The organism is Halomonas sp. 113 (genome assembly GCF_904067645.1).
Classification (GTDB): Bacteria; Pseudomonadota; Gammaproteobacteria; order Pseudomonadales; family Halomonadaceae; genus Vreelandella; species Vreelandella titanicae.
Genome location: NZ_LR881453.1, coordinates 5,155,835 through 5,169,668 on the forward strand (window position 1 = coordinate 5,155,835; position 13,834 = coordinate 5,169,668).

General features: G+C 54.1%; 11 protein-coding genes. 5 read left to right on the forward strand and 6 right to left on the reverse strand.

The window, feature by feature from the left end:
- Positions 1-74: 74 nt before the first annotated feature.
- Together YERSI8AC_RS23980 and pobA are read right to left on the reverse strand one after the other, a co-directional pair.
- A complete protein-coding gene (locus tag YERSI8AC_RS23980; RefSeq protein ID WP_141440306.1) occupies positions 75-1,115 on the reverse strand; it encodes a TRAP transporter substrate-binding protein in 1,041 nt (346 codons plus the stop codon).
- Between the two features lie 434 nt (positions 1,116-1,549).
- On the reverse strand, positions 1,550-2,734 hold the full coding sequence (gene pobA / locus YERSI8AC_RS23985) for a 4-hydroxybenzoate 3-monooxygenase (RefSeq protein WP_159177765.1): 1,185 nt from the start codon (positions 2,732-2,734) through the stop codon (positions 1,550-1,552).
- A gap of 146 nt (positions 2,735-2,880) precedes the next feature.
- Between pobA and YERSI8AC_RS23990 the strand changes: the two genes are divergently transcribed.
- A complete protein-coding gene (locus YERSI8AC_RS23990; RefSeq protein WP_141440304.1) occupies positions 2,881-3,780 on the forward strand; it encodes a helix-turn-helix domain-containing protein in 900 nt (299 codons plus the stop codon).
- A 69-nt stretch (positions 3,781-3,849) separates the two neighbouring features.
- Here the strand turns inward: YERSI8AC_RS23990 and YERSI8AC_RS23995 are convergent, their stop codons facing one another.
- Positions 3,850-4,758, reverse strand: coding sequence for a LysR family transcriptional regulator (locus tag YERSI8AC_RS23995; protein ID WP_141440303.1), 909 nt, complete (start codon positions 4,756-4,758; stop codon positions 3,850-3,852).
- A 146-nt stretch (positions 4,759-4,904) separates the two neighbouring features.
- Here YERSI8AC_RS23995 and YERSI8AC_RS24000 point away from each other — a divergent pair, with 146 nt between their 5' ends.
- The 4 genes from YERSI8AC_RS24000 to YERSI8AC_RS24015 all read left to right on the forward strand — a co-directional run bounded on the left by YERSI8AC_RS24000 (position 4,905) and on the right by YERSI8AC_RS24015 (position 10,689).
- On the forward strand, positions 4,905-6,020 hold the full coding sequence (locus YERSI8AC_RS24000) for a 4-oxalomesaconate tautomerase (protein WP_141440302.1): 1,116 nt from the start codon (positions 4,905-4,907) through the stop codon (positions 6,018-6,020).
- A 71-nt stretch (positions 6,021-6,091) separates the two neighbouring features.
- Positions 6,092-7,207 (forward strand): tricarboxylate transporter, encoded by a 1,116-nt coding sequence (locus tag YERSI8AC_RS24005; RefSeq protein WP_141440301.1) that lies wholly within the window; start codon positions 6,092-6,094, stop codon positions 7,205-7,207.
- Positions 7,208-7,287: 80 nt separating this feature from the next.
- Positions 7,288-9,228, forward strand: coding sequence for a tripartite tricarboxylate transporter permease (locus YERSI8AC_RS24010; RefSeq protein WP_141440300.1), 1,941 nt, complete (start codon positions 7,288-7,290; stop codon positions 9,226-9,228).
- A 498-nt stretch (positions 9,229-9,726) separates the two neighbouring features.
- Complete coding sequence (locus YERSI8AC_RS24015) at positions 9,727-10,689, forward strand: porin (protein ID WP_086961201.1); 963 nt, start codon at positions 9,727-9,729, stop codon at positions 10,687-10,689.
- Between the two features lie 261 nt (positions 10,690-10,950).
- Here the strand turns inward: YERSI8AC_RS24015 and YERSI8AC_RS24020 are convergent, their stop codons facing one another.
- The 3 genes from YERSI8AC_RS24020 to YERSI8AC_RS24030 are packed head-to-tail and all read right to left on the reverse strand — an operon-like array spanning position 10,951 to position 13,795.
- Positions 10,951-12,240, reverse strand: coding sequence for a TRAP transporter large permease (locus tag YERSI8AC_RS24020; RefSeq protein WP_141440299.1), 1,290 nt, complete (start codon positions 12,238-12,240; stop codon positions 10,951-10,953).
- Positions 12,230-12,757 (reverse strand): TRAP transporter small permease, encoded by a 528-nt coding sequence (locus YERSI8AC_RS24025; protein ID WP_141440298.1) that lies wholly within the window; start codon positions 12,755-12,757, stop codon positions 12,230-12,232. Before YERSI8AC_RS24025 ends, YERSI8AC_RS24020 begins: the two co-directional genes overlap by 11 nt.
- A 12-nt stretch (positions 12,758-12,769) precedes the next feature.
- Positions 12,770-13,795: a TRAP transporter substrate-binding protein gene (locus tag YERSI8AC_RS24030; RefSeq protein ID WP_159177766.1), complete on the reverse strand. Its 1,026-nt coding sequence runs from the start codon at positions 13,793-13,795 to the stop codon at positions 12,770-12,772.
- Positions 13,796-13,834: the final 39 nt, after the last annotated feature.

Genomic DNA, 13,834 nt, shown 5'->3' on the forward strand with positions numbered 1-13,834 from the left:
GGTAACTACCTAGATCTATCAGCATGGCGCTTACTGGGCGCAAATAAATGCGCCCAGACAAAAAGCGCAGGCAACTATTGGTTTTGTTCGATCAGCTCAATAAACCGATCGCGCAACTCAAAGGCAGGAAGCCCTTGAGCAGCCACCTCTTCCAGCCGTTGCTCATTGATGGGCTCCAGCAAGGCCGACCAGCGCTCAGCCTCCTCCTCGGACAAGGTGAGCTGCTCAAGATCATGGTTCTCGGCAGCCCACGTCAAGGATTCCTGGATGTGTTCATCGAGATACTTACCTGCATAGGAGGCCATTTCGGCACCCAATGCATCGATCTCCTGCTGAACGTTTTCAGGTAAAGCGTCCCACCGCTGCTGATTCATCACCGCAACGAAGACAACGTTGGTCAGAGGATAATCCGTGATATAGCTCACATTGCGGGCATACTGCAGATCCATCAGCGTCTCACGTGAACCTACATAGCCATTAACGATACCCGCCTGAAGGGCTTCCCCCGTTTCCGATTGGGTGAGACCCACAGGCACGCCACCAAGGGCTTGAACAACGGCTGTACTGTCGCCTGGCACCCTGATCTCTTGGCCCTCAAGATCCTCCAGCGAAGTCACTGATTCTTGAGTATGTAGGTAGCCTGGCTCTGAGGTGAACGCCGTGATGACTTTAAACTCTTCCAAGCCCAGCGTTTCTGCAGGGAACTCTTTGATCAGTTCGTACACTGCCTGGCTGGCTGTCTGCGAATTCACGTCGATACCCGTTAGATTTCCGGCCAAATTGAGTAACGGAAAACGTCCCGGCTCGTATGAGGTGGCAGAGAGACCGATATCGGCAACACCGTTTAAGACGCCATCGAACATGTTGGCAGCCGTCAGCAACGTTCCACCAGGGAAGGTGTTGACGTTTACCTGGCCATCGGTTCTTTCGTTAAGCTCTTTCGCCCAGTGCTCCATCTGCACAGCGGGAAAGGTTTGGGAAGGCGCAAAGAAGGCATAGCTGAGGTTGATATTATCCGCTAACGCACTGGTGCTGAGTAGCACCCCAGCGCATACGCCGCTCAAGCGTGTCAGTCGGCGAGAAGTTTCGAGCCACAGCTTTTTTTGGCTGGTCATTGGTCATTAGCCCTATTTGTTTTTGTGTTGAATGTCAGGTAATCCTAGCAGAAAACATTCAACATCACATGAAAAGTAAAGTAAATACCCAGACATAAATCTATTTTTTTATGCAAAAAACTCGCCCATTAAAATTAATTCAATTATTATCAATAATATAAATTAATTTCTTGAGAATAATTAGCCGCCTACCTAAGTAATCGGATGGCTTAGTAAGTATCACAGCGCACCAATACTGTGCACACTGGAGCGGATCTGCTCGCTTTTAATTCGGCACGCTCAAGCAAAAGCCTCACACGATGTAGCCACCACCGCCATTACTCACTTAGACCACGGAAATAGTCCACGAAAACACTGTTTAAACTGAGCGAGAAGGCACAAAAAAGCCCAAGCGTCAGCCTGGGCAAGGAGGATAAATGGACAACGGGTAGGCGCTATTCCAGCGGTTCGTAGGGCAGACCCACATAGTTTTCCGCAATGGTCGTCAGCCCCGCTTTTGAGCTGGTTATGTAGTCCAGCTCGGCCAACTGCATGCGGCTGTTGAAATCTTCCTCATCAGAGAAATTGTGCAGCATGGAGGTCATCCACCAGGAAAAGCGCTCCGCCTTCCAGATGCGCTTCAGGCACGTTTGTGAGTAGCGCTCGATCAAATCCGTGCGTCCCTCTTGGTAGACCTTCACCATTAGCCGATAAAGCGTATTCACATCGCTGGCGGCCAGGTTAAGCCCTTTGGCACCGGTGGGCGGTACAATATGCGCCGCATCACCGACCAGAAACAGTCGCCCGTACTGCATTGGTTCGACCACATAGCTGCGCAGCGGTGCGATGCTCTTCTCGATGGAAGGCCCGGTGACAAGCTTGGCGGCCACCTCGTCAGGTAGGCGGCGCTTGAGCTCTTCCCAAAAACGCTCGTCCGACCAATCTTCTACCTTTTCATCCAAGGGTACTTGCAGGTAGTAACGGCTGCGGGTGGCAGAGCGCATGCTACAAAGACTGAAACCACGCTCGTGGCTTGCGTAAATCAGCTCATCAGAGACCGGGGGCGTGTCCGAGAGCACCCCTAACCAGCCAAACGGGTAAACCTTTTCAAACTCTTTAATGCGCTCTTGAGGGATCGATTGGCGGGAGACACCATGATAGCCATCGCACCCGGCGATGTAGTCGCACTCAAGCCTGACCGTTTCACCGTTATGTTCAAAGGTGAGGTAGGGGCTGTCGCTCTCCAGGTCGTGGGGCTGCACGTTTTCCGCCTCGTAGAGCGTTGTCGCGCCAGCGGCGGCGCGGGCCTCCATCAGATCCCGCGTGACCTCGGTTTGGCCGTAAACCATGACTTTACTGCCGCCAGTCAGTTCATCCAGTGCGACTCGCACGCGGCGGTTGTCGAAAACAAGCTCAAAACCGTCATGGGGTAAGCCCTCTGCATCCATGCGCTGGTCAACACCCGCTTCGCGCAGCAAGTCCACCATGCCTTGCTCAAGCACACCGGCGCGGATACGGCTCAATACATATTCACCGCTACGCCGCTCAACAATCACATTATCAATGCCTTGGCGATGGAGTAGCTGCCCCAGCAGTAGACCAGAAGGGCCAGCGCCAATAATCGCGACCTGTGTTTTCATAGGGGATGCCTCATCATTGTCATTATCTAAAACTTATGACTTGTATTTTTCAATGAAACACGCCGCATAATAAGGCATGATCTAGATCAATTATTGGACATTTAGCGCTTTTTCACCCCACCTTAGTCGTATAGGAGATACCGGTGATGCCAGCCTCGTCGGCAACGTCCGTGCCCGTATTTAAGCTCTATGGCGAGACGCAGCATTGGCCCACGCCAGACTTGCTCCACTGCGAATCCATTCCTGAGCGCAGCCAGTTACATGACTGGCGTATACGCCCGCATCGCCACGCCGATCTAGTGCATATTCTGTTTATTGCTCAAGGTAGCGTTGAGTTAGAACTGGAGGGAACGAACCATCAGCTGCAGAGTACCAGCGCTATCGTGGTGCCCGCCATGACCATTCATGGCTTTCACTTCTCACCGGATGTGCAGGGGCACATCATTACCCTGGCCAAGCCATTGGCAGACCACTTACATGCGCTAATGGGTGAGAGCAGTACGCTAAAAAAAGCCGACTTCTACCCGCTGCTAAAGGCCAACCGGGCTGAACGAATTGCCACCCTGGTCTCTCAGGTCGACCAGGAGTACCGCCACCCTGCCCCTGGACGAAACAGCCTACTCGAAGCACTTATTCAAGCCTTGGTGGTCGAGCTATCGCGCCTTTGTGCTTATACCGGCAGCACGGCAAAGCGCTACGGCCCCCGCCAAAGTGACAAAGGTCGGCAGCATTTAGAGCACTATCAAGCGCTAATCGAAGCGCACTATCGCGAGCAGCCGAGTATTGAACAGTTAGCCGAGCAGATTGGGGTGAGTAGCGCGCACTTGAATATGCTCTGCCGCCAACTCGCAGGACGCAGCGCCCTGCAATTGCTGCATGAACGCTTGCTGCTGGAAGCCAAGCGCCAGCTCACCTATACCAATATGACCATTGGCCAAGTCTCTGACAGCTTAGGCTTTTCTGAACCGGCTTACTTCACGCGCTTTTTTAAGCGCAATACCACGCTTTCACCGCGGGATTTTCGGCTGCGGCAGCACACCTGTTAGCTCAGACTAAATCAATATGAAAAGTAGAAGAGCTAACAATAAAGACATCACTGTCAAATTGAAATGCTTTTAGGAGCTAGCCGAGCTTCCCCAATGTTCGAGAAGCATATCGATAAATAACTGGGCTGTGCTGGAGATGCTGTGCGAGTTACTTCTGACTAGACCAATGGTGCGCTGAATGCGGGGCTCTGGAAGCTCCCGAGAGCAGAGGGTGTCATGATCCGCTCCCGGCATCGTCATTCTAGGCAGGATCGCCACACCCAGACCGGATTCCACCAGACCAAGCGAGGTGGAAAGATGTTGAACCTCGTAGAAGCTGTTCAAGCGTATACCTTCAGCAGCAAGCGCATTGTCCAATAGCGTGCGATTGCCACTATCCCGACTGACGGTGATTAATCTGACCTGTTCGAGATCCGCCCAACCAATATCTTCCTTTGCCGCAAGTGGGTGATCTGATCTCAGGGCGAGGACGAAAGGATCACGCAAAAGGGGAGTGAAGCGAACCTCGGTGCTTTGTGCACTAAACATATTAATGCCAAAGTCAGCTTCTCCACTGATGACCCGCTCTAGCCCCTCATTGGCGCTAACGTCGAGGATACGAATGCGAATACCCGGCCAAGCCTCGCTAAAGCCTCGAATCACGCTGGGCAAAAAATAGAAGGCGGCGGTGGGTAGGCAGGCAATGGTCACTGTGCCTTTCTGGTGCGTCGCGAGCTCGCGTATCCCCAGAATTGAAGACTCGTATTCCTCAATCATGCGGCGTGCACGCGGCAGGAAATCTGCACCAATGGGGGTCAGGCGAGTACGCCGAGTGGTTCGCTCTAGCAGTTCAACTTCTAGCAAGTCCTCAAGCTTCTGGATGCGCCGAGACAGAGCGGGCTGTGAGATATGCAGCCGCTGCGCTGCTTGGTGGAAGGAGCCTAGCTCTGCCACCTGAATGAATGCCTGAAGATCCAAAAATTCTAGCCGATGCTGCATACGTATATTCTTGCACGAAGTAATGTATTTGATAACGCTATCACATTAATCCAAAAAACACATTAGAACTGCTCTTTATTTGCATTTGAAGCATTACATGTTCACTGACATGCTCAGATCATGATTTTCAGAGACGGGCATGAACAATGTTAAATAGCATTCCTTGCATGATCATGCGTGGCGGCACCTCCCGAGGCCCCTTCCTACGCATGAGTGATCTCCCCAGTAGCCAGGAAGCTCAAGCCAAGATCCTGCTCAGTTTGATGGGATCCGGTCACTCCCTACAGATCGACGGTATTGGGGGAGGCGACCCGTTGACTAGCAAGGTCGCGATTGTGGAACGCTCTTCCGACCCGGAGGCCGACGTCGACTATCTATTCGCCCAAGTCGACGTGCTGAATCACCATGTGGACTTCAACCCCAACTGCGGCAACATGCTTTCCGCCGTAGGCCCTTATGCAATCGAAACCGGGTTGGTTGAACCCCAAGAGGGAACGACTCTCGTTCGGGTTCGAAATCTGAACACCCAGCGCTTGATCGAGTGCCATGTGCCAACACCTGGCCGTCAGGTGTCCTACGAGGGCGATACCTCCATCAGCGGTGTGCCGGGGAGCTCAGCCGGCATCATGCTCGGCTTCCTCAACGTTATCGGCACCAAGACGGGCGCCCTACTGCCGACTGGGCAGGCTTGTGACATGATTGAGGGTGTCGCTGTTAGTTGTCTCGACGCAGCGACTCCGATTGTCATGTTAGACGCCGCCGATCTAGGCCTAAGGGGTGATGAAGAGCCCGCCGAATTGAATGATAACCGTAACGCCCTCGAACGGCTTGAGATTATTCGCCGGGAGGCTGGACGGCGAATGGGTCTGGGCGACGTCAGCCAAGGTGTGTTGCCCAAACCGGTGCTCCTATCCGCGCCTCGGGACAGCGGCAGCACTCTGTGCACGCGCTACTTCGTGCCCCATCGTTGCCACAAGGCCATCGCCGTGACCGGTGCCATCGCATTAGCCTCGGCGGTCAGTGTCCCAGGCACCATTGCCCATCGCATCGCGTTAGACAACAAGCGAATTTCATCTGGCAAGCTTCTGGCGCAGGTGAAGCTGGAGCATCCTTCCGGTTACATCGACATCGACGTTGAGCACCGTAATAACGATTTCTGCGATATTACCCGCGTGTCATTGATTCGCACTGCCAGAAAAATCATGAGTGGTTCCATTTTCTACTCGCTTCCTGCCACGCCTAGGCTGGATTTACTGACTTAATAGAAACAGTTGGGTCCTCTCATCCGACTCATCTTTAATAACGACAACGACAATATGCTAGGAGTAACGCCATGAAAACCCAAAAGATTGTAGCCCCCACCATCACACTTGGGCTCAAGAAAGCTGCTTTACTGGGGCTTACCCTCACGGGCTTGAGTTTAATGACCTCTGCCCAGGCCCAGGATGTCGAAGTACCCGGTAACATCAAATGGACTATTCCATTTGGCGTCGGCGGTGGTACCGATGTCTGGGCGCGTTTCTTCTCTCCCTGGCTGAGCAATTCTCTACCAGGAGAGCCGACTTTAATGATCGACAATGTTCCCGGCGGCGGTTCCATCAATGGAGCCAATGTCTTCGCCTTGCGTGCCAAAACGGACGGCAGTGATTGGCTGGGAACCTCCGCCTCGACTCAGTATCCGGCCATGCTGGATGACCCTCGCGTTCGCTATGACTACAACGACTGGACTCCCATCCTGGCCACGCCAACCGGGGGTGTCGTTTATGCCCAGCCAAGCTTGGGTGAGACGGCCGACGCAGCATTGGATGCCCTGCTGACACAACCAGTTAAGCTAGCGGCGCAGAACCCCACTGGCGTCGAGCTTCCGGTATTGATCGCTCTGGATATGCTGGGGGCTGATGTACAGGCAGTGTTCGGTATGCGCAGCCGCGGTGAGGGCCGCCTAGCCTTTGAACGTGGCGAAGCCGATATCGACTTCCAGACCACCTCTGCCTACTTGAGCAACGTAACGCCGTTGGTGGAGTCCGGCAAGGCCGTGCCACTCTTCTCGCTGGGCATGCTGAACGATGAAGGAGAGATCGTCCGCGACCCAGCCTTCCCCGAGCTTCCCACCTTCAACGAGGTCTACCAGGAGCACCATGGCGAAGCACCGACAGGAGACGCCTATGAAGCGTTCCGCAAGTTCTTCGCGTCCGGCTATGCACTGCAAAAGCTGATCATGGTGCCAAAGGAAACGCCGCAAGCCCTGATTGATACTTACCGGCAGGCGGCTCGCGACTTCGTAAGTACTGAGGCATTCAAGGAGGCGGCTGCAGCCCAGTTGGGCCCGTACACGCCAGTCATCGGCGACACTGCACAGCGCCATCTCGACGACGCTATGTCCATCAATGATGCTACCCGCGAATGGCTGGCCGACTGGCTTCAGTCGGAGCACGGCGCCAAAATCTGACGCGGTGCGGGATGTGCCGACCCCGACGGGGTCGGTAGCCCCGGGCTCCCTCTTTTTAAATAACTCAAGAGCCACACGCCATGCTTGATATCCTTCTTTCCAGCTTGGGACAGTTATTCACTGTTTCCCATTTGCTCTTCATGATCGTGGGGGTTCTTGTCGGCCTTGTTGTCGGCATCATCCCCGGTCTTGGTGGCATCGCCGGTATGTCGCTGCTTCTCCCCTTTCTCTATGGCATGGAGCCGACCGTGGCTCTTGGCATGCTGATGGGCCTGGTCGCAGTGATTCCCACCGGCGATACCTTTGCCTCCGTGCTACTGGGAATTCCCGGCTCGAGTGCCTCTCAGGCGACGGTGATCGATGGCTTCGCGCTGGCCAAGCGTGGCCAGGCAGCCCGTGCGCTGTCGAGCGCCTTTCTATCCTCGATGATCGGCGGCCTGGTCGGTGCTGTCGTACTGACTGGCTTCATCCTGATCGCGCGCCCGTTGGTGCTTTCGTTCTCTTCCTCCGAGCTCTTCATGTTGACCCTGCTCGGCCTGTCGATGGTGGCTGTACTCTCAGGGCAAGACCTCTTCAAGGGCCTTGCCGCTTGCGGACTAGGCCTGCTGGTGGGTGTCATTGGTATGGCGCCGGCCACTGGCGAGTTCCGCATGAACTTTGGGCTCGACTATCTCTATGATGGCCTGCCACTGGTGGTGGTTGGCCTGGGGATTTTTGCTCTGCCCGAAATCATCGACCTGCTGGTCAAGCGCGGTGCAATCGCCGAAGAGCCCTGTAAGCTCGGCAAGGGCTGGCGGCAAGGCATTCGGGATGTGGGCCAGAACCGTGGGCTCGTTGCACGCTGTGCGGGTATCGGTAGTTTAGTCGGCACCATTCCTGGCTTGGCCGGCTCCGTGGTCGACTGGCTCACCTACGGCCATGCGGTTCAAACCGCCAAAGACAAGTCGGAGTTTGGCAAGGGCGATATCCGCGGCGTGATTGCCCCAGAGTCTGCCAACAATGCCTGCGCTTGTGGTGCCATGGTACCGACCCTGTTGTTTGGGGTGCCCGGTTCAGGTACGGCTGCAGTCTTCCTCGGCGGGCTTCTGCTGCTTGGTCTGCAGCCCGGCGTCGGCATGATCGAGACTCACCTGGATCTGACCTACACCATTATCTGGTCACTCGCTCTGGCCAACATCCTGGGGGCTGCATTGTGTCTGGCTCTCGCTCGCCCGGTAGCCAGCCTGACCCGGTTGCCCTTTGTCACCCTGGCACCGCTGATCACCGTGCTGATCATGTTTGCCGCCTTTCAGGCCACGCGCGCCACGGGCGACCTGCTCGCCCTCGGGGCGGTCGGCATCTTGGGTGTTCTTTTCAAGCAGGCGAACTGGTCACGTCCGGCGTTCCTGATCGGCTTCGTACTTGCCCCAGGTGCCGAATCCTACTTCTACCAAGCAGTCCAGTTTCAGGGAATGGGCGCCTTCCAACGGCCCGGTGTGCTGATTATCGGTGCCCTCATCCTGGGCGCGATGTTAATTCCCATGCTGCGCTCTCTATGGGCCAAACGCCGTCAGACCGACGGTGCAGCAGCAGCGCCCACGGTGCCCCCCAGCCTGGGTGTGATCGACGTGGTACTTTTCATCACGCTGCTTGGCACCGCCGCCGTCGCCTGGATAGATGTTGCCGATCTCTCTTTGATTGGGGGCATCATGCCCCGTCTGGCCATCGCAATTCTTGCCGTTTCCTGCTTGCTGGAGATCGCCCGGTGCGTGATGCATCGACCCCTGTGGCAAAACCAGGCTATGCGTCAGCAAGGACTCTGGCTGGTCGGTTTCTTTGCGCTGGTGGCGACAATGGTGCTGCTCGGTTTCATTACCGCAGCTACGCTATTCTGCCTCACCTTCCTGCTGGTGATCGCACGGCTCAAACCCTGGATCGCCGCTAGCATGGCGCTTGGAGTCACCGTTTTCCTGGTCGGCATGGCTGAGTTCTTAACACTGACCTATCCAAGTGGGCTGATCGACCCGTGGCTTTTCGGTTGAGAACCGCCGGTTACACCCGTCAATTCTGGGTCGGCTAGGAATGAAAATGCCGACCCATGAAGAACCAGAAAACACCATGATTACCGATTTCACACTCGATGTCCTGAAGACGCTCAAGGTCAGCTGATCGAACGCATCCAAAAACGCTTGCAGATCCAGCGCCAGAGTGACTGCTCAACATTACAGTCGAAACGACACCTGCTACTAAAGGGAATCAACGAGCGTCACCAAAGAGAAATGACTCACCAGATGTTCTGAGATCGATGATTTCAGACTGACCGATAAAAACTAGGGCGTATTGCGCTTACAAGCTCCTCCAGCATCGCTGGGTTACAGGTTGGCAACTTTGGCCACTCTCTGTGATCCCGCTTTGGCTGCGTGAGCGGCTTATTAATGCCTACGCCATACAACATTTAATAAAAAAGAGGAGGGCCAAAAAGAAAAAAAATCTCACGGCAGTGTAAAAACAAACTCAAAAAGATAAATCAGGGAGTAAACATGTTGTTGAACAACAAAAAATGCCATGGCATTTCTACATTGGCACTAGTAGCAGGTTTAGGGTTTTCAGGAACCACACAGGCATTCAATGTGTATGAAGACGGAGAAACTTACTTTGACCTATATGGCCGTATACACTTGACGTTAAACAACGATGACGGTAACGACTATATTAGTGAAGAAGGTTCACGACTTGGCTTTAAAGCTGGACATAGGATAAATCCTAAGCTAGAAGGTTTTATAAGAGCCGAGTTTAGATTCACCGCTAATGATCGTGACGAGGCACGGCCTAACGTCATTGATGATATAAGGAACACATATGTAGGGCTACGATTTGAAGACGTCGGAGCCGTAAAGGTTGGTAACTTTGACTCCATCTATTATCAGAACATATCCAAGGTTATCAATGTAAGAAATACTGTGGATTGGCGAGCCTTGGCAAAAGGTGGTGCCCGCGCCCGTGGAAACTCTATCTCTTTTGAATCCCAAAGTTTCGATGGCTTCAGCCTGGGTGTCGCTGGAAAGCTCGATCCAGAAGATGAAGATGCAGGTGAAGAAGAAACACTTAACCTAATGGGATATGTAGCCTATGAAACAGGCCCGGTACGTTTTGCCGCTGGCTATGATGAAGCAGAAGGTGATGATGATGCTCTACTCGGGGCAAGCGTAACCTACAAAATATCTCCACAGCTAAGTGTCGGTGCGTTATTTGAAGAGCAGGGAGATATTCGTCATTATGGTATAGCACCCGTTTTTAGTTACTCAGAAGGCAAAATATACGGGAACGTCAGCTATATGGAAAATAGTGACATGAATTTGAGTGACGTCCAATACGTTGCGGGTGGCAGCTACCGGCTTAGTGATCCAATGTTTGTATATTTAGAATATGCTAGCAGTACAGATAGGGAGATCAATGCGATTGATAAGGATTGGTGGGCTTTAGGGGTTCGATACGATTTCTAAGTTTCACAGAGCCCATTAATACAGGTCTACACAGCACCCCGAAAGTTGAACTCCCAGTTCGACCTTCGGGGTTTAAATCTCGATAGCCTCAAAAACTAAGCGCAACGCCGGTGGAGCTGGTGAAATTGATCCGCCGCATGTCGGGGTGGGCAATTAGATGGTGCACAGCCGGGTACTGCCCGGAAACCTTCATGATGAAGGTATTACCGCACACCACAGAGACATAGCGCTGGCTTGGGTACAGGCAAGCGTACTCACCAACTAGAGCAGAAACAGCGTGCTCAAAATGGGGAAGGCGATTAATAGCGCTAGTCGTATTAAGTCAGAAACCACAAAAGGCGCCACCCCTTTAAATATCTCCCCTAGCCCGACATGTGGCGCCATCGCTTTAATCACAAACACGTTCATCCCCACCGGCGGGGTCATTAGTCCCAGCTCAACGGTCAGTACGGTCAAAATACCGAACCACACCGGGTCGATGCCCATCGCCTGAATAATCGGGTAAACCACCGGCACGGTGATCACCAGCATCGCGATGGAGTCCATGAACATGCCCAGCACGAAGTAGAGCGCCAGGATGCACAGCACGACGACGATGGGCGTTAGATCCATACCGTAGAGTAGGTCAGTGATGGAGAACGAAATGCGCGACACCGAAATGAAGTAACCCAGCGTTTCGGCCCCTACCAGCATAAAGAAAACTACCGCGGAGAGCGCCAATGTCTCTTGTACGCTATGCCATAGCTGCGCGCCGCGCATGCCTTTCGCTAAGGCGTAGAGCAGCGTAGCGAATGCCCCAACGCTAGCGCCTTCCGTCGGCGTAAAGGCACCAAAATAGATACCTAAAATCATCACCAGGAAAACGCCAAAAAAGGGCACTAAGCCGGTCAGTGAGAGCAGCTTCTCTTTCCAGGCAGTGGGCTCACCCGCCACGGCGAGTGAAGGGCGCAGATACATCACTACCGTAATGGTGAGTGAATACATCGCGAGCCCCAGCAGGCCGGGAATTAGCCCCGCCATAAACATATCGCCAACGGACTGTTCGGTAAGAATGGCATAGATGAGCAGCGCGATACTGGGTGGAATCATAATGCCCAGCGTGCCGCCTGCGGCCAGCGCACCGGTGGCTAAGCCACGGTTATAGCCATAGCGCTCCATCTCCGGTAACGCCACCCGGGTCATAGTGCTCGCAGTCGCTAACGAAGAGCCGGAGATAGCGGAGAAGATGCCGCAAGAGCCCACGGCCGCAATCGCCAGGCCACCCTTCCAGCCACCACAAATAATACGGGTTGAATCAAACAGCTTACCGGCCATCCCCGAATGAGCAGCCAGCACGCCCATTAAGATAAACATGGGCACGGCGCTGAAACTGTAGTTAGAGAGTACTTCCACCGGCACGGTTTTTAACTGAGCGACAGCCGCATCCCAGCTAATGATCTGGGCAAAGCCCACCACCCCCACGATCAGCATCGTGAGAGCAACTGGCACGCGCAGAATCATCAATACCAATAAAAGCCCAAGCCCAATGGCACCAATCGCTTCACTCCCCATGCGCTGCCTCCTCACCCACTGCATAAATAACGCCGAGCAAGGCGTGAATAAAACTACGTATTCCCAGCAGCAAACTGAGCACCGCTGCCAACTGGTAAATCGGCCCCATGGGCAGTCGCAGGTCTTGGGTTATTTCCCCATGCCGCGTAGCAGCGGCAGCAGAATCCAGTAACCCCACAAACAGGATCAGCCCCAGCGCCATAAAACCGAGCAAAAAGACGCCTTGCACACGATTTTTGATGGCTTGTGGTAAGCGATGTGAGAACGCTTCCACCACCACTTGGCTTTTTTCGACATTAGCCGCCATCGCTGCCAATAGCGCGAACAACATCAAATAGCTAACCAACTCCACGCTCCCCGATACGCGCAGCGCAATCGCGCCCTCCGTCAACCGGGAAAGGTAGCGTGTGCTGACATCAGCAATGGTAACCGCCAGCAGGCCAATCAAAGCGACCCCGGCCACCAAGCGACAAATAAGGGCCAGCCAATGGCTGGCACGGTAAAGAGTAGACTGCATGACACATTACCCCTATTGGGCGCTGCAAGACTCACTGGCTGCCAATGCCGCCTGATAGACATCGCGCGCCTGATCAAGACCGCGCTCTTCCAGCTGCGTCAGGTAATTTTCGATGCCTGTTTCAAGCGGCTCCTGCCAGTCTGGATGCGCCAGCGGATTTTCAATTTCACGAATGGTATGGCCGGCGTCGGCAGCCTCTTGCTTGCCTTCAACGTCGAGACGATCAAATACCGCGCCAGCGTTTTCAGCCCATTTCATGCCTGAGTTATTATCGATTACCGCCTGCTGTTCAGGCGTCAAATTATCGTACGCGCGCTGATTCATGGTGGCGACAAAGATCAGCGTGTAGAACGGTACTTCGGTGTGGTAGTTGACGAGTTCGTTAATACGGAAGCCTTTTAAGCCTTCCCAGGGGAAACTCAGGCCATCAATAACGCCGCGCTGCATGGAGGTATAAATATCAGGCGCAGGCATGCCCACCGGGCTTGCCCCCATATTTTCCAGCATCTCACCCGCCACAGCGGTGGGGCGGCGTATACGCAGCCCTTCCAGGTCGGCAGGGGTTTGTACATCGGTGTCGATGGTGTGGATGCCGCCTGGGCCCGTGGTAAACATAAACAGCGGGCGGGTATCTGCGTATTCGCTGTCTAAATGGCCGTCGTCATAGAGCGTTTGCAGTACGCAAGCACCTTGCGTTGCCGTGCTCGCTACCCCAGGTAGTTCAACGATCTGTGAGAGAGGGAATCGGCCGGCAGTATAGCCCTGGGCAGTAGCACCAATATCGGCAATACCGTTGGCAGCGGCTTCATAAATGGAATCCGGCTTGGCTAAGGTACCGGCGGGAAACATTTGAATGGTTAGATCGCCATTGGATTCTTCGGCGATCGTATCGGCCCATGCCTGCAAAACATCTTCATTGACGCCTGAAGGGCCAGGCCAAAAGTGGGCCATACGCAGGGTGGTCTCTGCCTGGGCCGAGCTAACGGCCAGGCCAGTAATTGCCGCTGCCAAAACACAACGGGATAGGGACATTTTCATAGGAGCCTCCAGGACTTTTTTGGATTATTTTAAGTTCGC